This is a genomic window from Rhizobium leguminosarum, from assembly GCF_002953715.1.
GTDB lineage: Bacteria > Pseudomonadota > Alphaproteobacteria > Rhizobiales > Rhizobiaceae > Rhizobium > Rhizobium leguminosarum_V.
Genome location: NZ_CP025013.1, coordinates 587,747 through 613,465 on the forward strand (window position 1 = coordinate 587,747; position 25,719 = coordinate 613,465).

Below are 25,719 nucleotides of genomic sequence, written 5' to 3' on the forward strand. Positions count from 1 at the left end.
TTAGGCGGCGCGATGAACGCCGGCGTTTGATGCCGACATCAGTTTGTGGATTGCCCGCAGCACGTCCGACGGCGAGGCAAAGTGCTGGCCGTCGAGGTCATGAACATGAAACTTCACGGCGATGAACTTCAGCAGGTCCTTGTCTGGAACGACGATACCGACCGGAACGCCGGCGTATTCGATCACCTGTTTGGCCATTGCGATCATCCGATAAAATCGGCCCTCTTGCGAAGTGCACTCGGCGGAGGCACGTTATAGTCTATTAATTTTATAGACTATATAAGAAGGAAATACGGGAGACCATTCCCATCGATGCCAACTTCTCCCCGTAATTTGAGAAAATATTTCTAATTTGAGAGCGTGCGGCTTTCGGGCATGGGTCTAAGTGGCACCCAGACCTTGATTTCCGACGGCGTCAGCATCAGCAAACAAATTATTCTTTTCCAACGCAAAAGAAATTCTGCCTTCCGGCCAGCCACATCCTAAGGATAACTGAACGGGCCGCGGCGACTGCATAATTCATAGTGTGCAGAATCCTCTGTACGTCCAAAAAGACGCGCAGCACCGTAGTCCCGAGCAAGGCAGCGCAGGCGGACACGTTATTCATGCAAAAGCGACTTATCCTTACGGCTGGTATCAACAGTACCGGATATCTTGCCGATTCCTGGCGCCATGTCGGCGGTTCGCCACTCGTCTTCGCGGAGTTCGACCATTATCTGCGCACGACCAGGATTGCCCATGCCGGCACTCTTGATGCGGTGTTCTTTTCAGACCATCCGGCGCTCGGCGCCGATCCTGCGCAGCGGCCACTGCACAGCTTCGAACCGCTGACCCTGTCGACGGCGCTTGCTGTTGCCGTGCCAGATATCGGCTTCGAGATTACGGTTTCCTCCACCTACAGCGCGCCCTATGATCTGGCGCGCCGGCTGGCGACCCTCGATCACATTTCTGGCGGCCGCGTCATCTGTAATATCGTCTCGTCCTTCAACCCTGCCGTCGCGGCGAACTATGGCTCTGCACCTTTGCCGCCGCGCGAGGCGCGCTACAGGCAGGCACATGAATTCATGTCGGTGGTCGGTGCGTTGCTGGACAGCTGGGAGCTGCGTCGGCCAGCCGATCCACAGGCTGGGCTTTGGGATCGGGATTTTGCCCGTCCGATCGGGCACAGGGGCGAATTCTACAATGTCGCCGGGCCGCTCAACGTGCCTCGCGACCGGCAGCGGCGCGCCCTCATCGGCCAGGCGGGAGCCTCCGGGCCGGGGCTCGATTTTGCCGCGACATATGGCGAGATCATTTACTGCTCGCTGCTGTCGCTATCGGCGGCTCGCGCCTTTCGTGACGAGCTCCATAATCGGGCCATCGCGAAGGGGCGTGACGTCGACTCTTTGCGGGTTGTTCCCGGACTGGTTCCGATTATCGGGCGCAGCCGGGAAGAGGCGTTGGAGCGGCACGAGGCGGTGTCGGGCACAGGCAGCGAGGAGGGGCTGTTGCGGCGCTTCGCCAGGGATGCCGGGATCGACTATGGCGCGCTTGATCCCGATGCGCCGGTCTCCGGCGATCTCTTTAAGACGACGGCCGATCAGCAGCGCCCGGCAGGTTTCTCGCAGGCTCTGGCCGAACTTGCGCGCCACGAGCGTATCACGCCGAGGCAATTCGTTCGGCGCATGGAGGGAGGCCACAGGCTCGTGGCCGGCACGGCTGACGATGTCGCGGCCGACATTATCGCCTGGTGGCGTTCTGGCATCGTCGACGGTTTCAACATCCAGGCTCCGGTCCTGCCCGACGATCTCTCCGACTTCGTCGAACAGGTAGTCCCACGCCTGCAGGATGCCGGCATATTCCCGCGGCATTATGAGAGTGGAAGCCTGCGGGAGCGCTTCGGGCTGACGCAGGAAGCATCATCATCAGATCGTTATCTCAAGGAAAGCGGCAGCGCATGAGCGGCAGATTGGACATCGTCGATATTCATACTCACCTCTGGCCGCGAGAATGGGGCCATGATGGCGCCAGGCGCCTTTCCTCCGGGCTTTCCGACGATAGCCTGAGGAAGGTCGTCGATCCGGCCGCGCTGCTCGACGAATTCGAGGCGGCGGGTGTATCGCTTGCGGTGTTGAGCACGACGGTTGAAAGCCTGTTCGGCGTTGCGGGATCGATCGATGCCGAGGTGATCTCCAATGTCAACGATTGGCTGGCCGGACTGGTTAAGGCCAATCCTGGGCACCTTGCGGCATTGGCGACCGTCGATCCTTTTTCAGGCGAGATCGCTGCGCGCGAGGCAGAGCGAGCGCTTGGCGAACTCGGCCTGTCAGGCCTCGTCATCGATTCTTCCCGTGACGGCAAATTCCTGGGCGACGCCAGTGTGCGGCCGACACTTGCGGTCGCAGCCAGGTTCAAACGACCGGTCTTTGTGCATCCGGTCAACGCACCGCAGGCGGATATTCTGATCGCAGGCGCCGGCAAGCTTGGTAACTCCCTTGGCCGTGGGCTGATGAACGGCGTCGCCTTCCTGTCGGTGTTGGAGAGCGGCCTGCTGGACGAATTTCCCGACCTCGATTTCGTTTTCGCGACCCTTGGCCTCGGCGCCATCGTGCAGGCATCACGCGGCGGCCGTTACTCCCGGCAGAACCGCGCCGAGGGCCGTAGGCCGAATATCTATTTCGATACGATGGGTGACGATCCCTCGATCATCGCCATTCTCGCGGAATTCTTCGGTCCCGACAGAGTGCTTGCCGGAACCGACTGGCCGATCCTGCCATCGCTTTCGCACCAATCCCTGGGCAGGAGTTTCAAGAGGGCCGGCCTCGACGCGGCGGCGCAGGCGCTTATTGCTGGCGGCAATGCGCGACGGCTTCTCGGCCGCGCCGACCGGTAGATCGACGGTTCGGCAGATGCTCGATCGTTGCAGCGATCCGGAGACAGGCTCGAAACGCTGACAAGCTTTGCTTTCAAAGAACGATAGAAAATCTGCCTTTGAGTTAGAGGGCTGTACAGGGATCATCCGGACAACGGGGCATGGGGCTCCGTCCGCGGCCTGCCGTGTTTGTGCTTTCGGAGCAGCCTATGTCGATCAATCGCCGCCAGTTCAACCAATTGCTACTCGCAAGCGGGGCGGGCCTCGCGATGGTCGGCGTGCCTCGTTTTGCTGAAGCGGCCGCTGAAACACCGGTCAGGGGTGGTACGCTCAATTGGGCCTATTATCCCGACCCGAGCGCACTGATCGCCATCAACACGTCATCGGGCACCGGTCAGGCGATCGGACCGAAGATCAATGAGGGCCTGTTCGATTTCGACTACGACCTCAATCCGATCCCGCTGTTGGCGACGGAATGGTCGGTCAGCGACGATCAGCTGCGCTATACCTTCAAACTCCGCGAGGGCGTGAAATGGCATGACGGCGCAGACTTCACCGCTGCCGACGTGGCCTTTTCGATTCTTCGGTTGAAGGAAGCCCATCCCCGCGGCCGCATCACCTATCAGAACGTGACCGCGGTCGAGACGCCCGATCCGCATACGGCGATTGTCGTCCTCTCCAAACCCGCGCCTTATCTGATCACGGCACTCAGCAGTTCGGAATCGCCGATCGTACCGAAGCATGTCTATGAAACCTTCAAGCCGGAGGAACAGCCCAAGCTTGCGCAGACGATCGGAACCGGACCGTTCATCCTCAAGGAGTGGGTGCCGGGCAGTCATCTGATCTTCGACCGCAATCCGAACTATTGGGACGAAGGCAAGCCCTATCTCGACCGGGTCGTCCTTCGCGTCATCCTCGATCCCTCGGCTCGCGCTGCCGCGCTCGAAACCGGTGAAATCGACATCGGCGCCAACCCGGTGCCCCTGTCGGACATAGAACGCCTGAAGGCCAATCCAAACCTGGTCGTGGATACGACGACCTACGCCTATTCCGGCCCGCAGCAGCAGCTGTTCTTCAACTATGAGAACGAGATTCTCACCAAGCGCGAGGTTCGGCTGGCAATCGCCCATGCCATCGATCTGCAGAAATTGCTGGATATTGCGCTGTATGGCTATGGCGCCGTTTCGCCGAGCCCAGTCAGCACCGCATTGCCGAAATGGTATGATCCGAGCATCAAGGCCCGGACGCCAGATCCGAAACTCGCAGAAAAACTGCTCGATGAGGCCGGCTATCCCAGAGGCGCAAACGGCAGCCGTTTCAAGCTTCGCCTCGCCTATAACTCTTTCCTCACGCCTTCTTACGCCGACTTCATCAAGCAATCCCTCGCCGTCGTCGGTATCGAGGCGGAGATCCTCAAGTTCGATCTCGCGACCTACCTCAAGACCGTTTACACCGACCGCGCATGGGATCTGGTCATCGAATCTCTTTCGAACACCTTCGATCCGAGCCTCGGCGTCCAGCGCGCCTACTGGTCGAAGAACTTCAAGATCGGCCTCGTCTTCTCCAACGCCAGCCACTACGTCAATCCCGAGGTGGACCGGCTTCTTGAAGCGGCGGCAGTCGAGCCCGATGAGGCGAAGCGACGCGACCTCTGGTATCAGTTCCAGCGCATCATTCACGAGGATGTTGTCTCCGTCGATCTGGTCGCGGCCGGTTCACAGATCATTGCAAGCAAAAAGGTCAGGAACTTCGCGCCGGGTGCGCAGGGCATCAACAACAGCTTCGGCCAGATATGGCTCAGCCCGGAGAGCTGATGCTGGTGACCATGCGATGACGCGGGTGGAGAGACGTCGTCCACGTCTCTCCACCCGCCCCAATATCTTTCAAAGATCAACATCAATGCGTGATGGAGGTCCAGCGTGACCCAGAAGACAATCTCCCGAGACACATTCCGCAACTGGCTCGCAGACGGTGAGGAGCTGGCGGTGTTCGACATCAGAGACCCGGCAGCTGTCGGCTATGCGTCGCCTCTCTTCGCCACCAATTTGCCGGCCGAACTTGTGGAAAGCGAGATCGGCCGCTTCGTCCCGCGCACCGTCGTGCGCACCGTTCTTGTCGATGGAGGCGATGGCGCCGCTATCCTGCTTGCCGAAAATCTGGGGAAAGCAGGATGGGCGAATGTCTTCGCGCTCGATGGCGGCATTCCCGCCTGGACGGCGAAAGCAGAGGCTTCCCTTCCGACATTCGACACGCCAGGCGTCGATTTTTCGCTTGCAGTGCGAGACGAAAGGAACACGCCGGTCATCTCGGTTGAAGAATTGAAGCGCTTGCGCGATGCCGGTGAAGACGTCGTCGTCATCGATACGCGCACTGTTGCCGAATTCAGTCGCGATCATGTCCCCGACGCGGTCAGCGTGCCGGGTGCGGAGTTGCTATTGCGCTTCAAGGACGTCGTGCCGTCGGATAAGACCAAGGTCGTCGTCTCCTGCGCCGGCTTGCCGCGCGCAATCCTCGGCGCCCAGACGCTGATCGACGCGAAGGTCGCCAATCAGGTCTCCTATCTGCATGACGGGACGAAGGCCTGGACCGGCGCCGGCCTGGAACTCGAAACCGGCAGGAGCCGTGTCTACGGCGAGGCAAGCCCAGCGGCGCTCGATTTCGCGCGCGCGCATCTCCAGACACTGAGCGCCGATGACCGTTTTCCCGAGATCGATGTCGCCACCGCCCGCAAGTGGGCGCACGATCCCGGCCGAACGACCTATCTTCTTGATGTGCGCACGCCCGAGGAGTTCGAGAAGAGCCATCTCGACGGGACGCTTTCGTCGGAGGGCGGCCAGTTGCTCGGCGTCGCCTACCGCACCATCGCCGTTCGCGGTGCGCGCGTCGTCCTCATCGACGACCCGCTTGGGGTGCGGGCGCGCACCGTTGCGCATTGGCTTCAGCGCCGTAACTTCGAAATCGCAATATTGCTGGTTGATTTCTCGGCTCAGCAGCTGAGCGCAGTTGCTTGATGTGAAATTCAGGGGAGCTTGCAAAAGCGAGGTCTCCGCAGCGGTTCGCTGGGAACCATGCGAACGGCTGAAACCGCCGCAATCCCCAGCCTTCGTCAGATCCCCGTCGCCGCCAAACGTGCAAGGGCATTCTTTGCGGCGATCGTTCTGATCATATGGTTCTGTGGCGCGTGCGAGCGGGCGGTCATGGCATCGCGATGCTGGCGTTCGAGCTGGAAGTCGCGGTTCAGACCGGGATTGCCGGCCAGGTCGAGGGCCAGGCTCGTTACGGCGACGCTATTGTCGATGACGACATGGCGAACGTTCATGCCATCCATGCCGACGGCCCTGCCGGCATCGACATCTTCGCCGAGCGATCTGAGCAGTCTGGCGCTGGTCGCGAGCCGGACTTCGATCTCGCCCAGTCCGTCCTGGATGCGGGGCACCGTCGCAATCGGCGCGCCGAGGCTTGCCGGCGTATGGCGGGCGGCAAAGGACAACACCCGGTCGCGCGCGGACAAGGCAACGCCGTGATAGACGGCGCCGATCAGCGAAAAGAAGAAGGCCGTCGCATGCTCTTCACGCCGTATCGGTTCCGATGCGGGCTGCGCCTCGATCACATCTGAAAATGGGATGACGACATCGTCAAGAATGATGTCGTCGCTGGCCGTCGCATGCATGCCGGCCGCGTTCCAGGTTTTTTCTATCTGCAGGCCGGGACTGTCGGTCGGGACGAGGAAGGACGCCAGACGTGGCTCCGGCTCATCGGTGAGCGCCAGCAGCGATACCCATCTCAAGATCGGAATACCCGTGACGTAAGTCTTGCGACCGGTGATCCGCCAAGTGTCGCCGTCGCGCCTGGCGACCGTTTCGGGAAGCGCTCCATGGGCGGGCGAGCCGATGCGAGGTTCGGCCTGAGCGGCGTTGATGAGGGCAGGCCCGAGACGATTTGCCGACAAGACCCGCTGTGCCAGATGGTTCGGCCAGTTTCCGAAGCGGCGCAGGCTGTAGTGACTGTTGTAGTGCATGGCGAGCACCAGTGCGGTCGAGGGTTCGCCACGAGCGATCTCGCTGATGACGGCCTGTGCTTCGACCAGACCGCCGCCATGGCCACCATGTTCTCTGGCCGTCACGAGGCCGAGCAGACCGGCCTCGTAGAGATGGGTGAAGTTTTCGAAGGGAAACTCCCCCGTCGCATCGAAATGGGCCGCGCGCTCGGCAAAGTCGATGGCCAGCCGCCGCGCCTTGCCGACGGGATCGATTGCTTCCTGCAACATGGTCTTACACGCCTTTCTTCTCAGGCTACGGCGCGCTTGGCGAAAGCTTCGAGATGACGGCGATCGACCCACTCGGCAACATCGAAGTCGGCAGCGAGGAAGCCGAAATCGCGCAGGAAATCCTTGTAGTGGCTGACGGCCTCGACCAGTTCGGGCTGCAGACCGAGGCCGAGGTGGCGGTGAACCTCCGCACCATTGGCGGCGAGCACCTGTTCTTCGGTCGCGCCGGCTTCGCGGGCGACGAAACGACGTGTCTCTTCCGGATGCGCTTCAGCCCAGGCGCTGGCCTTGAAGATCGATTCCAGCAGCCGGTGAACCAGATCGGGACGTTCTTCGGCAAGCAGCTCGTCCACGGTCAGCACACGAGGTGAGTCGGAATTGATGCGGATCTTCGGATCGGGATGGAAGCCGAATTCGGCGACCTGAACGGCGCCGACCAGATTGGCAACGTTAATGCCCGCCGTTCCCTTGACGTAGATCGCATCCACCTCGCCGCGAATGAGCGAAGCGATTTCCTCGCCATATGCCTGCCGGCGCTTCAACCCGAAGAGAGAAGGGCCCTCCTGGCTCGCAAGGACGGAATCGGCAAGCGCGATGTCGACGACCTCGACGTCTGCAAGCTCCAGCCCTTCAAGCGAAAGAGCGGAGATGAGGCCCTTCAGCGCGGTCGCCCGCATGAAGTCGACAATGCCCTCCGGGCGGCGGGCGATGCCGAAGCGGCGGCCTTTGAGATCCCTAGTGCTCTTGATGCCGGTCTGCGGCAGCGTGATGATCGCCTGGAACTCATCCGTCCAGGTAATGCCCACCAGTCGGGTTTTGCGGCCTTCCGATCGGGCGCGGATCGGGGGCACGTTGCCGCCATGGCGGAATGACCAGTCGAGCGTGTGGTTGAAATGGCTCTGGCGGATGCTGCGATCGGGCGAGTCGATGATCGATCTCAGCGTCACGCCTTCCTTGCGGAAGTTCTCCTCGAGATAGCCGAGCTGTGCGGCAAGCCCGACGGGCGTCGGCACCGGGCAGCGGGTATACCAGATTTCCGAAATGGCATTGCTCGTCATGATCGTCCCTTTCAGTGGCGCAGCCCCGCCTGTTTCATCAGCGGCAGCACCTCGCTGCCGAAGAATTCGAGATCGTCGCGGAAATCGAAGAAGCTGAGTTGCAAACCGTCGACGCCGGCTGCCTTCAGCTTGACGAATTGGTCGACGACGCTCTCGGGCGATCCAATCACCCTGATATTGCCGCCGACAAAACGATAGGCGTCCTGCGGATCGCGGCCCTTCCACGCTTGCGCGTCGGAATTCAATGACTGGAAACCCTGTGGCGAGCGCTGGTCGGCATGCGCGACGATGCGGTCAGCGAAGGCCCATGCCTCCTTCTCGGTCGGACGGCAGATGACCATCGGATTGAGCAGCGTGCGCACGGTGCGCCCGACATCGGTCGCAGCGTCCTTGACCCTTTTGGTGTGTGCCGGCAGCGACTGCAGCGCGCTGTCGATGTCGGCACCCGTCGGACTGGTGATGAAGACGATGTCGGAGTAGCGCCCGGCAAAGGCAATGCCGGCATCCGAACCGGTGGCGTTGACGAGGATCGGACGGCCGAAATTCGGTTTCGGCGTCACGAAGCCGCCGCCAAGTTTCCAGCTGCTTTCGCCTTCGAAGGAGAAGTTCTCGGTGTCGCTCCAGAGACGCTGGACGACTTCGAGGAATTCGGCCGCAAGTTCGTAGCGCTTGTCGTGTTCGATGCGCGGCCAGCCGAACATCTCGTGTTCGACCGCGCGATGGCCGGTGACGACGTTGATACCCCAGCGCCCGCCGGTGATGTGGTCGAGCGTCGCGCCGAACTTTGCCAGATGCAGGGGATGCCAGGGGCCGTAAAGAACGTGCATGGTCGAGATCAGCATGATCTTCTTGGTCAGGCCCGCAAGTGCCGCCGTGGAGACGAAGCTGTCGAGCGCCTGGCCGTCGAAGACGCCGCCATAGCCGCCCTTCGGCAGCCATTGCGACAGGGCAAAGACAAGATCGAAGCCCAGTTCCTCTGCTCTGAGAGTAAGGGCCTTGTTGTAGTCGAACCGCCAGTCCGTCGAGCGTTCGAGCGTCGACTGCGTCCAGCCGCCCGCCTGGATCGGCAGGAAGAGACCGAGAAGAACCGGCTGTTTGAGAGCCTGCGACAGCGGGCTCTCAGGAAAATCGGTCGGGGCGGCGAATTTCGGCAGACCGACGATGGAGCCGGGAAGATGTTGAACGGACATGGTTGTCCTCCGCTTGATCGTTGGCTCGTCGCTCAGGATGCTGCCACATAGGCGTAGGCGAGGCTGCTGGAGACCCCTTCGCCGCCGACCGTGTGATCGGCGATGCGCTTGTTGTAGATGGTCAACTCCGGCTGGCTGACGATATCGATCGCAGGCAGGTCTTCGACGAGGATCCGCTGGATCTCGCGCCACTGTTCGACGCGCTTGTTCGGATCGACCTCGATTGCCGCGGCTTCCAGCAGCGCGTCGACCTTGGGATTGCTGTAGGCCGAACCGTTCGAGAAGGGAACGCCGGGCTTGAAGTTCTTGCTCCAATAGAGGCGCTGTACGCCGACGGTCGGATCGAAGAGGTTGCTCATTCCCTCGAAAGCGAAGTCGAAGTCGCGATCGGTATAGATACGCTTGGTATAGGTGGCGAAATCCTGGCTGCGCACCGTCGCGTCGATACCGACCTTGGCGAGCGCCTGGCGGATATATTCGGAGCCACGGGGGTAGCTTTCTCCGCTCGGCACATAATCGAGATTGATGCGCGCGCGAATGCCGTCGCTGCCGCGCGGGTAACCCGCCTCATCAAGCAGCTTTTCGGCTGCCGCTAGATCGATCGGATAGGTTTTCAGATCCGGATCGTACCATTTCGTCAGGTTGGGACTGATCGGGCCGGGAATGGCGCTGCCATAGCCGTAGTTGATGGTGTTGAGGATGACTTTCCGATCGATGACGTGGGCAAAGGCCTGCCGCACGCGGATATCCTTGAAGAACGGACGCTCGAGATTGAATTCGATGCGGCTGATACCATTGGCATACTGATAACCGCGCGGCTCGAAAGCGATATCGGGGAGGGACTTGAAGCGTTCCAGGTCGCTGAGCGGCACGGGTGTGGAGGGCGCAAGATCGATCTCACCGGTCTCAATCGCGATCGAGCGTGCTGCTGCATCGGGAATGAAACGGACGATAAGCTGATCGAGATAGGGGCGCGGCTGATCCCAATAGTCGGAATTACGCTCGTAGACGATATGGCTGCCGCGGATCCATTCCTTGAACTTGAAGGCCCCGGTGCCGATCGGCGCAAGATTTGCCGGGTTTTCGGCCACCTTGGTGCCCTCGTAGATGTGACGCGGCACGATAGGCGTTTCGGAAGCCGCAAGCGCCGTGATCAAATAGGGCGCCGGCTTGGATAGCGTCAACACTGCCGTCAGCGGATCGGGGGTCTGGACGTCCACCAGATTGAGGAAAGTGTTGCGGCCGCGCGGGTGAACTTCCTTCAGCGTCTTGATGGAGAAGGCGACATCGGCCGATGTGAACGGCTGGCCGTCGTGCCACTTCACGCCGTCGCGCAGCTTGAAGGTATAGGCCAGCCCGTCCTGGCTGACCGACCATTCCTTGGCCAGAAGCGGCTTCGGATTGAGATCGAAGTCATAGGTCAGCAGTCCTTCGATGACTTTCGGCGAAACATAGACCGAATTGAAGGCCGTGTTGGCGATGGTCGTCAGCACCGGCGGTTCTGCCGAAAGCAGCAGTGTTGCCGTGCCGCCGCGCGCAGGTGCTGCGAGGGCTGGGATGCGGGCTGTCGCGGTCACGCCGAGTGCGACGGAAGCCAGGAGAAAGCTGCGGCGCGTGGATGCCGGAAATACTGCCATAGGTTCAACCCTCGTCTGCGGGCCGCGTGATGCCGGGCGGCCCTTGCTGTTTCGACTTTCCAACGACAGGCCCTCTCGTAGAGTTTTTTACCCGGCCGGAAAGCATCCTTGATCTTTGGTTCCGAAAAGAGACTTATAGACAGTAAATAATTCCAAGATGCGCCGTTAATTGCAGGCAAGTTGGAAATATTTACCAATACGGATTTGACAAAACCCACCGATTTAGTCAACTACTATTGCATCGCAAAGCCGAAATCTTCTCAAGCGGCGAGGAAAAACAATGTCAACTTACGGGCGGCTCGGCCGCACCATCAGAAAGACGATCCTCCAGGCCGTTCCGACGATGCTGGGCATTGTCGTCCTGAATTTCTTTCTGCTGAAGCTCGCGCCTGGCGATGCCGCAGATGTCATGGCGGCGGAGTCGGGATCTGCGACGGTCGAGACCATGGCCGCACTGCGTGAACGTTTCGGGCTCGACAATCCGATTCTCGTTCAACTGGCCAACTACCTCAACAATCTCGCGCATTTCAGCCTCGGCTTTTCGCCGCGCTATGGAATGCCGGTCGCCGATCTCATCGGTCAGCGTTTGCCGGGCACGCTGATGCTGATGCTGGCGGCGCTCGCGATCGCCATCATTGTCGGCCTCCTGCTTGGGTCGCTGATGGCGACATTCTCCGGCCGGGTTGCCGATCGCGCAATCTCGATCGTCTCGCTGCTTTTCTATTCCATCCCAGGCTTCTGGATAGGGCTGATGCTGATCCTGCTGTTCTCGGTCAAGCTCGGCTGGCTGCCGAGCGGCGGGGATAGCACCATCGGCTCACGGCTGACCGGACTGCCTGCGCTCCTCGACCGTGCCCGCTACATGGTACTGCCGGCAACATCGCTGGCCCTCTTCTATCTGGCCATCTATGCACGCCTGACACGCGCTGCCATGCTGGAAGTGAAGTCGCAGGATTTCGTTCGCACGGCCCGCGCCAAGGGCGTCTCGCCATTTTTCCTGACCACACGCCATATTCTGCGAAACGCGCTGATCCCGATCACCACGATGGCCGGCATGCACTTCGGCGGCATGCTCGGCGGCGCCGTCGTCGTCGAAACGGTCTATAGCTGGCCGGGTCTCGGCCGACTTGCCTTCGAGGCCGTCATGGCGCGCGACTTCAGCGTTCTCCTCGGTATCCTGCTGCTTTCGTCCTTCATGGTGATCGTCGCCAATGCGGCTGTCGATCTTCTGCAGGCCTGGATCGATCCGCGAATTGGAGCAAGTCGATGAACAGCCATAAACTTGGAACCTATGCGGCAGAGACGATCGATCTCGCGCCGCCGGCAAGGGCAGAGGCCGCACGCCCCGCAACCCAACCGGCAGCCCAACCGCGCTGGACTCACGTCCACGCACCGGATGTGCGCGCTTCCGCCGTTCACGGCACGGCCTGGCGTGGCTTGCGCCGCGAGTTCAAGGTTTTTCTGTCCAATCCGAATGCATTGTTCGGCGTTGCTTTCCTGCTCGTCGTTGCCGTGTCGGCACTTCTCGCTTCGCTGATCTATCCCGGCGATCCGATGGAAATGGTGGCGAGACCGTTTCTCTGGCCAGGCCAGGATGCAGCTTATCCACTCGGTACGGATTCGATGGGCCGTGACGTGCTTGCCGGAATCCTGCATGGGGCCCGCATCTCGCTGACGGTCGGCATCGCCGCGACACTGCTCGGGCTTTCGGCCGGGATATTGATCGGTGCGGCCGCTGGCTATTTCGGCGGATTGGTGGACGACATCCTCGTCAAGTTGGTCGAGATCTTCCAGACTATTCCGAGCTTCGTCCTGCTCGTCGTGCTGGTCGCCATCGCTCAGCCGACCACCGGAACGGTGACGGTGGCCATCGCCCTCGTCAGCTGGCCGACCGTTGCACGCCTGACCCGGGCCGAATTCCGCGCGATCCGGGAGAAGGATTACGTGCTTGCCGCGCGCAGCCTCGGCTTTGGCCATGCGCGCATCATCTTTCGGGAAATCCTGCCCAACGCCCTGCCGCCGCTGATCGTCACATCGTCAGTCATGGTGGCCAGCGCAATCTTGATGGAGTCGGCGCTCTCGTTCATGGGACTTGGCGATCCCAATCGCGTCTCCTGGGGTTCGATGATCGGCGCCGGCCGCGACGTGATCCGCACCGCTTGGTATCTCACGGCCCTGCCAGGCCTGGCGATCGTCTTCACCGTGCTTGCCCTCAACCTGATCGGCGACGGCCTCAATGACGCGCTCAACCCGCGTTTTTCGGAGGAGCGCTGATGGCAGCCTTGCTTGACGTTCGCGACCTTTCCGTTCGCTTTCCCTCGGCCGAACCCGTCAAGGGCGTAAGCTTCACCGCCAATCCCGGCGAGATGCTGGCGATCGTCGGCGAATCCGGATCGGGAAAGTCCCTCACGGCATTGGCGCTGATGGGGCTTTTGCCGAGGCAGGCGCGGGCTGGCGGTCAAATCGCCTTCGACGGCCACGACCTGCTGTCGCTTCGCGAGCGGGACCTGCGGCGCATTCGTGGTCGCGACATCGCAATGATCTTTCAGGAACCGATGACATCGCTCAATCCGGTGCTGACAATCGGCGATCAGATCGTCGAGGTGCTGCGCATCCATGAGGATCTCAGCCGCCGGCATGCCCGCGCCAGGGCGATCGAACTTCTGGAGCTTGTCAGTATCCCGGAACCTGCCAGGCGCATCGATGACTATCCTCACCAGCTCTCCGGCGGCATGCGCCAGCGGGTGATGATTGCGATTGCCGTTGCCTGCAATCCGAAGCTCCTGATTGCCGATGAAGCAACGACCGCGCTCGACGTCACGATCCAGGCGCAAGTGCTGCAGCTGCTCGACAATCTCCGCGTCAAACTGAACATGGCCGTCATCCTCATCACCCACGACCTCGGCATCGTGGCGCAATGGGCCGATCGTGTCGTCGTCATGTATGCCGGACGTAAAATCGAGGAAGGCTTTCCAGGCCCCGTGTTCGACGCGCCGTACCATCCTTACACCCGCGGGCTGCTTGCCGCCTCTCCGCGACTGAAGGCCGACTATCACTACAGCGATGGTCCGCTTTCCGAAATCCCGGGTTCGATCGTCTCGGCATCAGGCGAAAAAGGCTGTTCCTTCCGCCCGCGCTGTCCCGTCGCCCGGCCGGCCTGTGGTTTGGCGGTACCGGAACTGCTGTCGGTTTCCGCCGAGCGGCAGGTCGCCTGCCCCTATGTTCCGGTCCTTTCGGAGGTAGCCCATGTCGCTCCTGTCGGTCGATAGTCTCTCGACCCATTATCCCGGGGCCGCCGGTACGGTGAGAGCCGTCGACGGCGTATCGCTTGAGATTGCCGAGGGCGAAACGGTGGCATTGGTCGGTGAATCCGGCTGCGGCAAGTCGACGCTCGGCAAGTCCTTGATGCGCCTCGTCACGCCTTCGTCCGGCCGCGTCCGTTTTCAAGGACGTGACGTCACGGCGATGTCGGCGAAGGAATTGCAGTTAATTCGCCGCAGCGTTCAAATGATCTTCCAGGATCCCTTCGCCTCGCTCAATCCGCGCCAGACGATCCGCACGATCCTGACGGCGCCGCTCGCTGTCCATGGCGTCAGCGGCCGCAAGCGGCGCGAAGCAATCGCCGCCCAGATGGCAGAGCATGTCGGCCTGCCCGCTGATGCGCTTGATCGCTTCCCGCATGAATTCTCCGGCGGCCAGCGCCAGCGCATCGGCATCGCCCGCGCGCTGATCCTGCAGCCGCAGCTGGTGATCTGTGACGAGCCGGTTTCGGCGCTCGATCTCTCCATCCAGGCGCAGATCCTCAATCTGCTCGTCGAGATGAAGACCGAACTCTCGCTTTCCTACCTCTTCATTTCCCACGACCTGTCGGTCGTTCGCTACTTCGCCGATCGCGTCCTCGTCATGTATCTCGGCCGCATCGTTGAAAGTGCGTCGACGAGCGATCTCTGGCGCGGTGCAAAGCACCCCTATACGCAGGCGCTGCTTGCCGCCGTTCCCGACCCGAGCCGCCGCAAGCAGGCGGCTCCCATCACCGGCGATCTGCCGAGCCCGCACAATCCGCCGGCCGGCTGTCGTTTCCACACCCGTTGTCCGCTTGCCACCGACATCTGCCGGACCGAGGACCCAACGTTTCGCCAACTCGCCGACGGCCACGCCGTTGCCTGTCACCACGCTCAATGAATGGAGAATGAAATGGTCGATTATCGCTACCTCGGACGCAGCGCGCTGAAAGTCTCGCCGCTCAGCTTGGGAACGATGATGTTTGGTGGGCCGACACCGGATGACATCGCCTTCCGCATCATCGACAAGGCGCGCGAACAGGGGATCAACTTCATCGATACCGCCGACGTCTATCACGACGGCAAGTCGGAAGAGGTGGTCGGGCGCGGCATCAAGGCGCATCGCGATCACTGGGTACTGGCGACAAAGTTCGTCAATTCCCACACCAAGGGGCCAAACCTTGGCGGCCATTCGCGCAAGTGGGTAATCGAGACGGTCGAGAATTCGCTGCGCCGCCTCAACACCGACTATATCGACATTCTCTATTTCCACCGCGCCGTCTTCGACGCACCACTGGAAGAGCCGCTGCGTGCCATCGCCGACCTCATTCGCGCCGGCAAGCTGCGTTATTTCGGCGTTTCCAACTTTCGCGGCTGGCGCATCGCCGAGATCTCGCATCTTGCCGATCAGCTCGGCATCGATCGTCCGGTGGCAAGCCAGCCGCTCTACAATATCGTCAACCGCACGGCCGAGGCCGAGCAGCTTCCCGCAGCGCATTATTACGGTCTTGGCGTGGTCTCCTATTCACCGCTCGCCCGCGGGGTGCTGACCGGCAAATACGAGCCTGGCAAAGAACCGGCCGCCGATACCCGTGCCGGCCGCGGCGACAAGCGTATTCTCGAGACCGAATGGCGACCGGAATCGATTGCCATCGCCAAAGAGATCGCAGCACACGCGACCCGCAGGGGCATCAACCCGACCGAATTCGCATTGGCTTGGGTGCTGAACAACAGGCTGATCTCAGCAGCCATCACCGGTCCGCGCACCGAAGAACACTGGGACAGCTACGTCAAGGCCCTCGGCGTCAAGCTCGATGCCGAGGACGAAGCCCTGGTCGATCGGCTGGTCGCGACCGGCCACCCCTCGACGCCCGGTTTCAACGATCCGAGCCACCCGGTCGAAGGCCGCGTGCCGCGCAGCCCGGCATCGGGCGCCGACAATGTGGTGCCATTGACACGCGCCGTCGCCTGACAACCCCGGCTGGACCCGCAGATCGCGGATCCAGCCGGTCCTTTCCAATTGGTGCTGAGAAGGTTTCCACCGCATGCCGAACACCGCCCCTTCTGCCCTGTCGCCAGTCGCCGGGTCCGCATCTGTTGCAACCGACCTTGCCGCACTGCTCGCCAAGGTGCCGGAGCTTGCGGCCGAAATTGCCAGAGAAGCGGCAAAGCGCGATCTCGAGCGCGAGCTGCCGTTCGAGGCCTTTCGTCGGTTCAAGGAGGCAGGGCTCGGGGCGCTGCGCATTCCAGTCGCGCTCGGCGGACCGGGGGGCTCCGTCGTCGACTACATTGAGACGATCATGACGCTTGGCGCGGCCGACTCGAATGTCGCCCACGCACTGCGCAGCCACTTCAATTTCACCGAAAGCCTGCTTCTCAACCCGAATTCGGCCATCGACCGCACCCAGCTCGGACGTGTGCTTGCCGGCAAGCTCTTTGGCGGTGCGCACACCGAGCAGGGCACCAAACGGCCGGGCGAAGTAACGACACGACTGACGAAGTCAGGCGAAAGCTTCCGGCTCAACGGCCGCAAGTGGTACGCGACGGGAACCGCCTTTTCCGACTTTGCCTCCTTCAGCGCCAGGAATGACGAGGATCAGCTGGTCAGCCTTCTCCTGCCGGTCGACCGGAGGGGCATCACCATCCTCGACGACTGGGATGGGATGGGCCAGCGGCTGACGGCAAGCGGCGGCGTGTTGCTCGAGGATGTCGAAGTGCTGCCGCACGAAATCTCCACGCGCGGCCTCAATACGCTGGTCGGGCGCCACACCTCGACGCTGCGCCAGCTCCATCTCGCCGCTTGCATGGCCGGCGCCGTCCGAGGCGCCGTGGCCGAAGGTACCGACTACGTGCGGCGGCAGGCGCGTTCCGCCGCCCATAGTGCGGCCGAAACCGCCAATGCCGATCCGTTCGTTCAGAAGATATTGGGCGAGATCGCCGCCGGCTCGTTTGCTGTCGACACGCTGATCCGCGAGAGCGCCCGTGCGCTCGACCGCTCAGTCGAGGCCTTCGGTGCTGGAGATCCGGACAGGCTGGAGGCGGCGCTGATCGAAAGTGCTTTGACGACGGCACGCACGCAAATCGTCGCCTCGCAGATCGCCCTTGCGGCGGCCACCAACGTCTTCGAACTTGGCGGCGGTTCGGCCACGTCCCGTCATCTCAATCTCGACCGGCACTGGCGCAATATCCGCACGGTTCTGAACCACAATCCGCTGCTGCACAAGGCGCGCGTGGTCGGCGATTATTACATCAACGGAACGACGACACATTTGGAGGAAGGCAGGGTCTTCTAGCCCCGTCGTCTCGTGGGAAAGGCTGTTTCATGACTTCGGAATTCATCGGGCATGTCTCGAACCGCGAAGGTTCGGATATCGTGCCACCGCAGGGGTCCGTTATTGACAAGGACTATATCCTGAGACATGCCCGGGCGGCCGAAGGAGCCGGCATAGACCGGTTGCTGATCGGTGCATTCTCGACCTGGCCTGACAACAACCAGATCGCGGCGCATGTCTTTTCCCACACCAGCCGCATCGGGGCGCTTCTGGCTCACCGCACCGGCTTCATGGCGCCGACACTGGCTGCCCGTCAGCTTGCGACGCTCGATCAGTTTTCCGACGGCCGTCTCTGGGTCCATATCATTACCGGCGGCTCCGACGCCGACCAGCAACGCGACGGCGATTTTCTCGATCACGACCGACGCTACGAGCGCACCGACGAATATCTGACCGTGCTCAAGAAGGTCTGGGAAAACGAGGCGCCTTTCGACCACGAGGGTGAGTTCTACAAATTCAAAGGCGCGTTTTCGCAGGTCAAGCCGGTCCACGGCACGCGCATCCCGATCTCTTTCGGCGGCTCGTCGGAGGCAGCCTTCAAGGTGGCGGGAAAGCACGCCGATATCTATGCGCTCTGGGGCGAGCCGCTGGACGGCGTGCGTGAGACGATCGGCAAGGTGCGGGAAGCGGCAGCGCCGTTCGGCCGGGCCGATGACATCCGCTTCACGCTCGCCTTCCGCATTGTCGTTGCCGAGACCGAGGATAAGGCATGGGAAAGGGCTGACGCCATTCTCGAGCGGGTCAAATCGGTCGCGCGGCCGGGCGGCAATGGCGAAAAACTGCCGTCCAATGTGGGTTCGTTGCGGCTTCGCGAAGCCGCAACGCGCGGCAAGGTTCTCGACAAGCGGCTCTGGACGGAGGTTGCCGCGGCAAGCGGAGCGGGCGGCAATTCAACGGCCCTCGTCGGCACGCCAGACCAGGTCGCCGAGGCGATCCTCGACTATTACGACGCCGGCGTTTCCAACTTCCTGATGCGCGGGTTTTATCCGACCGAGGATACCGTCGCCTACGGGCGCGATGTCGCGCCGCCGGTCAAAGCGGGCATCGCGGCACGCCAGGCGCGTGCTGTCGCGGCGGAGTAATTGGCCAGGCAACGATCGCCATCCGCAGCTTTCATATTCCAATCTGATCCCCTGCCGCCGGCGGGAAGGAGTTTTCATGCGCATAGACCATCGTCCTCACCATTCCATTATTATCGTCGGCGGCGGCTTTGCGGGGGCGTTGACGGCGCTCAACCTCCTCGATCGAACGGCAGTGCCGCTCGCCATCACCATCATCGAACGGCGGGAAGAGCTCGGTCGCGGTGTCGCCTACAGCACGACCGAGCCCGCTCATCTGGTAAACGGACCGGCCGACAATTTCTCGCTCTACGTCGATGATCCCGGGCATCTGTCCCGATGGCTTTCAGAAAAGCCCGCCGCCAATGGCTGGCAGCCGCCGGAGAATATCGGCTCGAGCAGTCCGCCGCGTTACCTTTACGGAACCTATGTGCGCGACGAGCTGAAGCGTGCCGTCGGCGAGGCCCGGTTCGGATCGAGCCTGCGCCATATTCGCGCCTCGGCGTCAACTTTGTCGTCCACCCCGCATCGGATCCAGGTTTCGACGAGCGACGGCCTTGTCGTGGAAGCGGACGAGGCGGTGCTGGCGCTCGGCGTTTTTGCGCCGGATCCACCGACGCATGAGGTTGCCGGCCATCCGCGCTTTGCCGTCAATCCCTGGGATGCGGCAGCACTCGACAGGCTGAAGGACTGTGAAGAAATCCTGCTCATCGGCGCGAGCCTTTCGATGGTCGACGCCGTTGCGAGCATGGAGGCAAGAGGGTTCCATGGCCACTACAGAGTGATATCGCGGCGCGGCCTGTTCGTCGAAGGCAGGCGGGACGTCGCGGCCGCACGAGACTTCCTTGCCGACAAACCGCTGCCCTCGACCGCCCGGTCTCTGCTTTCGCTTGTTAAGACCGAACGACGTGCGATCGCGGCGAGCGGCGGTGACTGGCAAGGCCTGCCGCTTGCCATCCGCCCGCACATCCTGTCTCTCTGGCAAAAGGCGGAGGACTTGGAAAGGCTGCGCTTTGCCCGGCACCTCCGAGCCTTCTGGGATGTGACGGCGCATCGCTCCGCTCCGGAGAGCAACCTGATCGTCGAGAGGGTTCTTTCGCAAGGTCGCCTGTCTCACGGCGTGGCGCGGCTCATCGATCTGGCCGTCGACAAGAAGGGCATCGCCGCTAAACTGAAAACGCGGACCGGCATCGAAAGACACGTGTTCGATGGCGTCATCGATTGCCGCGGTCACCAGTTGCACGACTGGCGGCGCATCTCCGATCCCTTCATACGCCAGCTGCTTGCGAGCGGCGAAGTGCGCCCCCATACCACCGGCTTTGGCATCGACGCCACGCCCGAGGGGGATCTCATCGATGAGGAGGGACAGATCCACCGCAATCTCAGCGCCATTGGCCATCCCCTGCGCGGCGTTGCCTGGGAGTCGAGCTCGATCACGGAACAGCGAGCGCAAGCGATCGCGCTTGCGGATCGTATCCTGCTGAAATTCACGCCTGCCCGAGCCGCATCCTGACGGCGCCGTCGGACAAGGAGAAAACCTGACAAAGGAAGGGGCGCATCGCCGATGCGCCCCTTATCCTTGCAAGCCGGCCGCCATTGCCCACTCAGCCTTGCCCGTCCTTGATATAGACCTCGGCGAAATTCGCCTGGACACCTTCGGCGCCGGTCGTGTGGTTCTTCACGCGTTTGTTAAAGACAGTGACGTTCTCGAGCGCGATGAGGTTCACGACCGGAACTTCGTCAGCGATGATCTTCTGGAACGCGTTGAATTCCTGCTTGCGCTTGTCCTCGTCGATTTCGACCGACGCCGTTTCCAGAAGGCGATCGACCTCGGGATTGGCATAGTGGCTGGCATTGGAGAAGGGCAGGCCGAGTTTGAAATTCTTCGACCAGTAGACGCGCTGCACGCCGAGCGTCGGATCGAACTGGTTGCCGAGGTACTCGGCCGTCACGTCGAAGACGCGCTCCTTGTAGACCTTCTGGATATAGGTCGAGAAATCATAGGAATCGATCGTTCCGGCAATGCCGATGCGTGCCAGGTTCTGCTTCAGATATTCAATGACGCGCTTGAAACCCTCATTGTAGGAATTGTGAGTCAGCCGCAGCTTGAAGCGGATGCCGTCTGCGCCGCGCTTGTAGCCGGCCTCATCGAGCAGTTGTTCGGCAGCCTTGAGGTCGAAGGCATAGGGCTTGATCGAGGGATCGTAGTAGCGCGGCAGGAAGACGCTGATCGGTGTCGGAGAAATATGGCCGTAACCATACCAGACGGTGTTCAAGATGACGTCGAGATCGATGGCGTGGGCAATCGCGCGTCTGACTTTGACGTCCTTCAGATACTCGTTGTCGAGATTGAAGATCAGCTGGGTCAGGTCACCCTTGGTTTCGTATCCGCGGGAATCGACGCCGATGTTCGGCAACGCCTTGATCCGCTCGAGATCGCTGAGCGGTATTGGATTGTCGCCGCCAAGGTCGAACTCACCGGTTTCGAATCCGGCCGCGCGCGCCGCGCCGTCCGGCACGAAACGGATGGCGATCTGATCGAGATAGGGCTTGCCGGCATCCCAGTAATCGGGATTGCGCTCCAGAATGATATGCGAACCACGCACCCACTCCTTGAAGACGAAGGGGCCGGTTCCGATCGGTGCGCTGCCGTTCGGATTGACCGGCACGTCGGCGATCGCGACATTGTCGTAGACATGCTTCGGCACGATCGGCGATTCTGCTGCATAAAGCGCGCGCAACAGATAGGGTGCCGGTTTGGAAAGGCGGATGATCGCCGTCAGAGGATCCGGCGTCTCGACTTTCGTGACATTGGCAAAAGTTCCCCGGCCTCGTGGGTGGACCTGTTTCAGGAGCTCGATGGAATAGGCGACGTCGTCTGCGGTAAAAGGCTTGCCATCGTGCCATTTGACATTCGGACGAAGCTTGAAGGTGTAGCTGAGCCCGTCATCGGCGATCGACCATTCGGTCGCAAGCTGCGGCTTAGGCGTCAGATCGAAATCATAGGTCAGAAGTCCCTCGGTGATCTTGGGACTGATCTTTTGGGTGCCGCCTGCCGTATGCGCCAGCGCAAGGATTGTCGGCGGCTCCGGCTCGACGATGAAATTGAGTGTTCCGCCACTCCGTGGCGACTGGTCATTTGCTCTGGCGGCGAAGGACGGCAGAAGCGTGCCGGCCGTCGACAACAGCAGCAATTGGTTGAACCGGCGTCGATTGATGCTCATCGGACCATTCCTTGTCAGCGTCAGGCGTTCTTGAGGATGTAGGTGGAGGAAAGGCTGCCGGAGAGGCCGTCTGCGACGACCGTATGGTCCTGCACCTTCCTGTTGAAGATCGTCAGCTGCCGGAAGGAGACCAGCGTGATGTCGGGCAGGTCACGGGCGATGATCACCTGCATGCGGTTGAAGAGTTCGACGCGTTTGGCGTGATCATTCTCGACCGCCGCCTGTTCGAAGATCGCATCGATTTCCGGATTGCTGTAGCCGGAGCCGTTGGAGAAGGGCACGCCCTTCTTGAAGTTCTTCGACCAATAGAGGCGCTGGACGCCGATCGTCGGATCGAAGGTGTTGCCCATACCATTGGTGACGAAGGCGAAATCGCGATCGGTATAGACGCGTTTCAGCCATGTCGGCACGTCTTGACCGCGCAGGCTGACCTTGACGCCGATTTTCGACAGCGCGTCGCGCAGATAGTTGCCGATCCGCGTGTAGGTATCGCCATAGGGCATGACGTCGTGCGGCACCTCGAAACGGATGCCGTCGGCCCCTCGCGGAAAGCCGGCCTCGTCAAGAAGTTCTTCCGCTTTGGCGGGATCATAAGCATAGACCGGCACGTCGGGATTGTAGAAGGCCTTGAGGAAAGGGCTGATCGGGCTTGGGGCCGGAACGGCGTAGCCGTAGAAGGCGATATCCGCAATCTTCTGCCGGTCGATCGCGTGGGCTACCGCCTGGCGGACCTTGTCATGTTTGAAGTAGTCGTTGGCGAGATTGAACTCGATGCGGTAGACGGTCGGTGAATAGTCGTTGCCGCGGTCGTCCACGGCAAGCGTCGCCGACGCCTTCAAACGATCGATTTCGCTGAGCGAGACGGGCGTGTCGGGTGCGATGTCGACCTCGCCGGTCTCCAGTGCCGCGAGCCTGGCGCTCGCATCGGGAATGAACTTGATGACGATACGATCGAGATAGGGCTTCCCTTTGTCCCAGTAATCAGGATTGCGATCGAGAATGATGTGACTGCCGACGGCCCATTCCCGGAAGATGAACGGCCCGGTTCCGATCGGCGCGCGGCCGTTCGAATGGGCGGCGAAGTCTTTCGTGCCGTCATAGACATGTTTGGGCACGATCGGCGACTCGCTCGCCTGCAATGCGCCGATCAGGTATGGCGCGGGCTTCGAAAGCCGGATGATCGCCGTATACGGATCGGGGGTCACAACCTCCTTCACACTGGAAAAGGTGGCACGACCGCGCGGATGGACCTCCTTGAGCGCCAGGATCGAAAAAGCCACGTCCTCGGACGTAAAATCTCTCCCGTCATGCCACTTGACGCCCTCTCGCAGCTTGAAGCTGTATTCCAACCCGTCGTCGCTGACATGCCATTCAGTGGCGAGCTGTGGGATCGGCTTGAAATCGAGGCCATAGGCGAGCAGGCCTTCGGTGACCTTGCCGCTGACACGGGTTGTCGGGCCTGCCGTATGGGCAAGCGTGACCAGCGTTGGTGGCTCGGGCTGGACGAGAAGGTTGAGCGTTCCGCCCGCGACGGGTTGTGCGGCTTGCGCAAAATCCCTGAAGGGCAGGATGGCACCGACCGCGCTCAAAGCGAGAATCTGGTTAAGCTGACGTCGGCGAATGTCCATTCATACCCCTTGATCCGGAACGAACCCTTTCGGGCAATGCTTTTTCGCGACCATCATCGGGCGGGAAAAGCCAAATCGCGAAGAATGTTTTTCTGCCAGTGACCGAAAGAAAAGCTTGCGTTCGCTCGCGAGCCGCCGGCACGCACGCGCCTATAGTCTAGTGTTTATATAGACAATTCGCGGGTTTTAGTTTTTGCTCCTCATCTGAGCGGCTTAGGGAGAAGAAAATGTCCCCGCCTGCAGGCCTCGCGCAAAGCGGATGCTCGTCTAGCCGGGCCTGTTTGTGGTGCAATCGCCTCATGAACACCTCCGTCCAATCTCGCAAGACAGTCATCCAGCCGACGCTCGCGCGGCTTCCGCCGCTGACGTCGTTGCGCGCCTTTGTTGCGACGGCGCGGCATCTGAATTTCATCCGCGCAGCAGAAGAGCTGCACGTCACTTCAGCCGCCGTCGGTCAGCAGATCAGGCTGCTGGAAGATTATCTCGGTCAGTCGCTGTTTCATCGTGCGCGCGGCCAACTGCAGCTGACGCCAGCGGGCCTGGCATTGGTCCCTGGTCTCACGGCCGCCTTCGATGCCGTGCTGTCGGCGATGACGCAGTTCGTCACGAGCGACCACGAACAGCCGATCCGTGTGTCCGTCGCTCCTTCCTTCGCCAGCAAATGGCTGATTCCACGGCTCGATGCCTTGCGTCGTGCAGCGCCCGGCCTGCAAATCCTCGTCGATGCCTCGACACAGCTGACGGATCTCGATGCGGGCGATGCCGATTGCGTCATCCGCTACGGCAGCGGAGCCTATTCCGGCCTCGCCGTCGACTATCTCTTGTCCGAAGCGGTGTTGCCGGTCTGTAGTCGCGAATTCGCCGATCGCCACGATCTCTGGAAAGGGGCGGAAGCGATCGAGGGGGTGCCGTTGTTGCACGAGGAGGGTGCCGAACACGACCACTCCTGTCCCGATTGGCACAGCTGGTTGCGCGCAGAGGGGCTTTCGTATCGGCTGTCGCAGGGCGGCTTTCACCTCAATCAATCCTCGCTCGTGCTCGATGCGGCAATGGCGGGGCAGGGGCTTGGCCTTGGCAAGATAAGGCTTGCTGAAGCCGAAATCCGGTCCGGCCGGCTCGTCAGTCCTTTTGGAGCGCCGCAGCCGGTGAGCTTTTCCTATTTCTTTGCGACAACGCAGCACAAATCTCGGCTTATGCGCGTTGATCTGTTTCGTAATTGGCTGCTTACTGAGGCGCGCGCCTCGCAGACGATCGATGCGATCGCGATGGGCAGCATCCGTCCGGCGCTCGGCATGATCGCGGCCGAATAAGAGCCTGCGTCAAGCCGGGGCCGATCCGTCTTCACTTCAGTTTGAAGCCCAGCCTGCGCGCGACATCAACGAGGACATGACGTCCCTTGAGGGATTCGACCGTAGCGATGCGGCTGCTCACCTGGTCGGTCCAGTCTACCAGAGGCATTGCCTGCTCGCTCTGGAAGCTTTGGAGCACACGATTATAACCGGCAAGATCTTCCTGCGGCAGCTCGCCGTCATAGCTCTCGCGATGCAGCACCGTGGTCTGCGGCAGGCGCGGCTTTACACCTGCAGGCACCGCCGGATCGGGAAAGCCGACCGTGAGGCCGAACACCGGGAAGACGCCGTCCGGCAGGCCGAGTTCACGGGAGACGGTCTCCGGATCGTTGCGGATCGCACCGATGTAGCATGTCCCGAGCCCGAGCGATTCAAAGGCGACGACGGCATTTTGCGCAGCAAGAGCTGCGTCGATGACGCCGAGAAGGAAGCTCTCGACATAGTCGAGACCCTCTGCCGTCGAGCCGCGCTCTGTCGCGATTGCGCGCGGGCGGGCCAGATCGGCGAGCCAGATGAGCAGGAGCGGCGCCTGTGCGATCTGCCGCTGATTGCCGGCAACGGCATTCAGTCGGCTGCGGCGATCCGCATCCTCGACGGCGACCACGCTCCAGGCCTGCAGATTGGATGAACTCGGCGCCGACTGGGCGGCGGCAATAGCAAGTTCGACCGTTTCGTATGGCACCGGGGTGGGCAGATAGTGGCGTACACTCCGATGACTGAGGATGGTATCGACCGTCTCATTCCAGCGTCTGCCCAGGCGTTGGTCATTGCGATAGCGCTCTCCGCCAAGCTCCCTCAGGCGATCGCTCTCATCTGTCTTGGTCGCTACGGAAGGGGTCATCTC

At 61.5% G+C, this 25,719-nt stretch carries 21 protein-coding genes; 13 read left to right on the forward strand and 8 right to left on the reverse strand.

The genetic code is table 11. The features are described from left to right. Complete coding sequence (locus CUJ84_RS27205) at nucleotides 1-198, reverse strand: hypothetical protein (RefSeq protein ID WP_027687160.1); 198 nt, start codon at nucleotides 196-198, stop codon at nucleotides 1-3. Nucleotides 199-605: 407 nt separating this feature from the next. Between CUJ84_RS27205 and CUJ84_RS27210 the strand changes: the two genes are divergently transcribed. The 4 genes from CUJ84_RS27210 (at nucleotide 606) to CUJ84_RS27225 (ending at nucleotide 5,862) form a co-directional block, all read left to right on the forward strand. After that, the gene (locus CUJ84_RS27210) at nucleotides 606-1,940 is read left to right on the forward strand and encodes an NtaA/DmoA family FMN-dependent monooxygenase (protein ID WP_105008757.1); all 1,335 of its coding nucleotides are present in this window, start codon (nucleotides 606-608) and stop codon (nucleotides 1,938-1,940) included. Next, entirely contained in the window at nucleotides 1,937-2,872 is a 936-nt protein-coding gene (locus CUJ84_RS27215) for an amidohydrolase family protein (RefSeq protein WP_105008758.1), read from the forward strand. Before CUJ84_RS27210 ends, CUJ84_RS27215 begins: the two co-directional genes overlap by 4 nt. Nucleotides 2,873-3,060: 188 nt before the next feature. Next, complete coding sequence (locus CUJ84_RS27220; RefSeq protein ID WP_105008759.1) at nucleotides 3,061-4,665, forward strand: ABC transporter substrate-binding protein; 1,605 nt, start codon at nucleotides 3,061-3,063, stop codon at nucleotides 4,663-4,665. A 105-nt stretch (nucleotides 4,666-4,770) separates the two neighbouring features. Then, nucleotides 4,771-5,862 (forward strand): rhodanese-like domain-containing protein, encoded by a 1,092-nt coding sequence (locus CUJ84_RS27225; RefSeq protein ID WP_105008760.1) that lies wholly within the window; start codon nucleotides 4,771-4,773, stop codon nucleotides 5,860-5,862. 95 nt (nucleotides 5,863-5,957) lie between these two features. On the opposite strand, the gene CUJ84_RS27230 is transcribed toward CUJ84_RS27225, so the two are convergent. From CUJ84_RS27230 to CUJ84_RS27245, 4 genes are read right to left on the reverse strand one after another with little or no spacing between them, the layout of a single operon-like run. Further along, nucleotides 5,958-7,118, reverse strand: coding sequence for an acyl-CoA dehydrogenase family protein (locus tag CUJ84_RS27230; RefSeq protein WP_105008761.1), 1,161 nt, complete (start codon nucleotides 7,116-7,118; stop codon nucleotides 5,958-5,960). A 20-nt stretch (nucleotides 7,119-7,138) separates the two neighbouring features. After that, the gene (locus CUJ84_RS27235; RefSeq protein WP_105008762.1) at nucleotides 7,139-8,176 is read right to left on the reverse strand and encodes an ABC transporter substrate-binding protein; all 1,038 of its coding nucleotides are present in this window, start codon (nucleotides 8,174-8,176) and stop codon (nucleotides 7,139-7,141) included. An 11-nt stretch (nucleotides 8,177-8,187) separates the two neighbouring features. Continuing rightward, complete coding sequence (locus CUJ84_RS27240) at nucleotides 8,188-9,366, reverse strand: LLM class flavin-dependent oxidoreductase (RefSeq protein ID WP_027690858.1); 1,179 nt, start codon at nucleotides 9,364-9,366, stop codon at nucleotides 8,188-8,190. Between the two features lie 32 nt (nucleotides 9,367-9,398). Beyond that, on the reverse strand, nucleotides 9,399-11,003 hold the full coding sequence (locus CUJ84_RS27245; protein ID WP_027690859.1) for an ABC transporter substrate-binding protein: 1,605 nt from the start codon (nucleotides 11,001-11,003) through the stop codon (nucleotides 9,399-9,401). Between the two features lie 280 nt (nucleotides 11,004-11,283). Here CUJ84_RS27245 and CUJ84_RS27250 point away from each other — a divergent pair, with 280 nt between their 5' ends. The 8 genes from CUJ84_RS27250 (at nucleotide 11,284) to CUJ84_RS27285 (ending at nucleotide 20,187) form a co-directional block, all read left to right on the forward strand. Further along, nucleotides 11,284-12,273 carry an ABC transporter permease gene (locus tag CUJ84_RS27250; protein WP_105008763.1) on the forward strand — a complete coding sequence of 330 codons (990 nt, stop codon included), beginning with the start codon at nucleotides 11,284-11,286 and terminating at the stop codon, nucleotides 12,271-12,273. Next, on the forward strand, nucleotides 12,270-13,277 hold the full coding sequence (locus tag CUJ84_RS27255) for an ABC transporter permease (protein WP_105008764.1): 1,008 nt from the start codon (nucleotides 12,270-12,272) through the stop codon (nucleotides 13,275-13,277). The genes CUJ84_RS27250 and CUJ84_RS27255 overlap by 4 nt, the downstream gene beginning before the upstream one ends. Continuing rightward, nucleotides 13,277-14,272 (forward strand): ABC transporter ATP-binding protein, encoded by a 996-nt coding sequence (locus tag CUJ84_RS27260; RefSeq protein WP_105008765.1) that lies wholly within the window; start codon nucleotides 13,277-13,279, stop codon nucleotides 14,270-14,272. Before CUJ84_RS27255 ends, CUJ84_RS27260 begins: the two co-directional genes overlap by 1 nt. Next, nucleotides 14,250-15,185: an ABC transporter ATP-binding protein gene (locus CUJ84_RS27265; protein ID WP_105008766.1), complete on the forward strand. Its 936-nt coding sequence runs from the start codon at nucleotides 14,250-14,252 to the stop codon at nucleotides 15,183-15,185. The genes CUJ84_RS27260 and CUJ84_RS27265 overlap by 23 nt, the downstream gene beginning before the upstream one ends. Nucleotides 15,186-15,197: 12 nt before the next feature. Next, nucleotides 15,198-16,256, forward strand: coding sequence for an aldo/keto reductase (locus tag CUJ84_RS27270; protein ID WP_105008767.1), 1,059 nt, complete (start codon nucleotides 15,198-15,200; stop codon nucleotides 16,254-16,256). 73 nt (nucleotides 16,257-16,329) lie between these two features. After that, nucleotides 16,330-17,577, forward strand: a complete 1,248-nt coding sequence (locus tag CUJ84_RS27275; protein ID WP_105008768.1) for an acyl-CoA dehydrogenase family protein — start codon at nucleotides 16,330-16,332, stop codon at nucleotides 17,575-17,577. Nucleotides 17,578-17,606: 29 nt separating this feature from the next. Next, a complete protein-coding gene (locus tag CUJ84_RS27280; protein WP_105008769.1) occupies nucleotides 17,607-18,698 on the forward strand; it encodes an LLM class flavin-dependent oxidoreductase in 1,092 nt (363 codons plus the stop codon). Between the two features lie 76 nt (nucleotides 18,699-18,774). Then, nucleotides 18,775-20,187: an FAD/NAD(P)-binding protein gene (locus CUJ84_RS27285; RefSeq protein WP_105008770.1), complete on the forward strand. Its 1,413-nt coding sequence runs from the start codon at nucleotides 18,775-18,777 to the stop codon at nucleotides 20,185-20,187. A 91-nt stretch (nucleotides 20,188-20,278) separates the two neighbouring features. Here CUJ84_RS27285 and CUJ84_RS27290 read toward each other — a convergent pair whose 3' ends face one another. Next, the gene (locus CUJ84_RS27290; protein ID WP_105008771.1) at nucleotides 20,279-21,898 is read right to left on the reverse strand and encodes an ABC transporter substrate-binding protein; all 1,620 of its coding nucleotides are present in this window, start codon (nucleotides 21,896-21,898) and stop codon (nucleotides 20,279-20,281) included. 20 nt (nucleotides 21,899-21,918) lie between these two features. Then, on the reverse strand, nucleotides 21,919-23,526 hold the full coding sequence (locus CUJ84_RS27295; protein WP_105008772.1) for an ABC transporter substrate-binding protein: 1,608 nt from the start codon (nucleotides 23,524-23,526) through the stop codon (nucleotides 21,919-21,921). A 299-nt stretch (nucleotides 23,527-23,825) separates the two neighbouring features. Here CUJ84_RS27295 and CUJ84_RS27300 point away from each other — a divergent pair, with 299 nt between their 5' ends. After that, nucleotides 23,826-24,836, forward strand: a complete 1,011-nt coding sequence (locus tag CUJ84_RS27300; RefSeq protein ID WP_105008773.1) for a LysR substrate-binding domain-containing protein — start codon at nucleotides 23,826-23,828, stop codon at nucleotides 24,834-24,836. A gap of 31 nt (nucleotides 24,837-24,867) precedes the next feature. Here the strand turns inward: CUJ84_RS27300 and CUJ84_RS27305 are convergent, their stop codons facing one another. Further along, nucleotides 24,868-25,716, reverse strand: a complete 849-nt coding sequence (locus CUJ84_RS27305) for an NADPH-dependent oxidoreductase (RefSeq protein WP_105009191.1) — start codon at nucleotides 25,714-25,716, stop codon at nucleotides 24,868-24,870. Between the last annotated feature and the right edge of the window lie 3 nt (nucleotides 25,717-25,719).

Excerpts from the sequence above, each read along its gene's own strand:
- CUJ84_RS27205 (WP_027687160.1), bottom strand. The coding sequence starts at position 198 with ATGGCCAAACAGGTGATCGAATACGCCGGCGTTCCGGTCGGTATCGTC.
- CUJ84_RS27210 (WP_105008757.1), top strand. The coding sequence starts at position 606 with ATGCAAAAGCGACTTATCCTTACGGCTGGTATCAACAGTACCGGATAT.
- CUJ84_RS27215 (WP_105008758.1), top strand. The coding sequence starts at position 1,937 with ATGAGCGGCAGATTGGACATCGTCGATATTCATACTCACCTCTGGCCG.
- CUJ84_RS27220 (WP_105008759.1), top strand. The coding sequence starts at position 3,061 with ATGTCGATCAATCGCCGCCAGTTCAACCAATTGCTACTCGCAAGCGGG.
- CUJ84_RS27230 (WP_105008761.1), bottom strand. The coding sequence starts at position 7,118 with ATGTTGCAGGAAGCAATCGATCCCGTCGGCAAGGCGCGGCGGCTGGCC.
- CUJ84_RS27235 (WP_105008762.1), bottom strand. The coding sequence starts at position 8,176 with ATGACGAGCAATGCCATTTCGGAAATCTGGTATACCCGCTGCCCGGTG.
- CUJ84_RS27240 (WP_027690858.1), bottom strand. The coding sequence starts at position 9,366 with ATGTCCGTTCAACATCTTCCCGGCTCCATCGTCGGTCTGCCGAAATTC.
- CUJ84_RS27245 (WP_027690859.1), bottom strand. The coding sequence starts at position 11,003 with ATGGCAGTATTTCCGGCATCCACGCGCCGCAGCTTTCTCCTGGCTTCC.
- CUJ84_RS27250 (WP_105008763.1), top strand. The coding sequence starts at position 11,284 with ATGTCAACTTACGGGCGGCTCGGCCGCACCATCAGAAAGACGATCCTC.
- CUJ84_RS27255 (WP_105008764.1), top strand. The coding sequence starts at position 12,270 with ATGAACAGCCATAAACTTGGAACCTATGCGGCAGAGACGATCGATCTC.
- CUJ84_RS27260 (WP_105008765.1), top strand. The coding sequence starts at position 13,277 with ATGGCAGCCTTGCTTGACGTTCGCGACCTTTCCGTTCGCTTTCCCTCG.
- CUJ84_RS27265 (WP_105008766.1), top strand. The coding sequence starts at position 14,250 with ATGTCGCTCCTGTCGGTCGATAGTCTCTCGACCCATTATCCCGGGGCC.
- CUJ84_RS27270 (WP_105008767.1), top strand. The coding sequence starts at position 15,198 with ATGGTCGATTATCGCTACCTCGGACGCAGCGCGCTGAAAGTCTCGCCG.
- CUJ84_RS27275 (WP_105008768.1), top strand. The coding sequence starts at position 16,330 with ATGCCGAACACCGCCCCTTCTGCCCTGTCGCCAGTCGCCGGGTCCGCA.
- CUJ84_RS27280 (WP_105008769.1), top strand. The coding sequence starts at position 17,607 with ATGACTTCGGAATTCATCGGGCATGTCTCGAACCGCGAAGGTTCGGAT.
- CUJ84_RS27285 (WP_105008770.1), top strand. The coding sequence starts at position 18,775 with ATGCGCATAGACCATCGTCCTCACCATTCCATTATTATCGTCGGCGGC.
- CUJ84_RS27290 (WP_105008771.1), bottom strand. The coding sequence starts at position 21,898 with ATGAGCATCAATCGACGCCGGTTCAACCAATTGCTGCTGTTGTCGACG.
- CUJ84_RS27295 (WP_105008772.1), bottom strand. The coding sequence starts at position 23,526 with ATGGACATTCGCCGACGTCAGCTTAACCAGATTCTCGCTTTGAGCGCG.
- CUJ84_RS27300 (WP_105008773.1), top strand. The coding sequence starts at position 23,826 with ATGAACACCTCCGTCCAATCTCGCAAGACAGTCATCCAGCCGACGCTC.
- CUJ84_RS27305 (WP_105009191.1), bottom strand. The coding sequence starts at position 25,716 with ATGACCCCTTCCGTAGCGACCAAGACAGATGAGAGCGATCGCCTGAGG.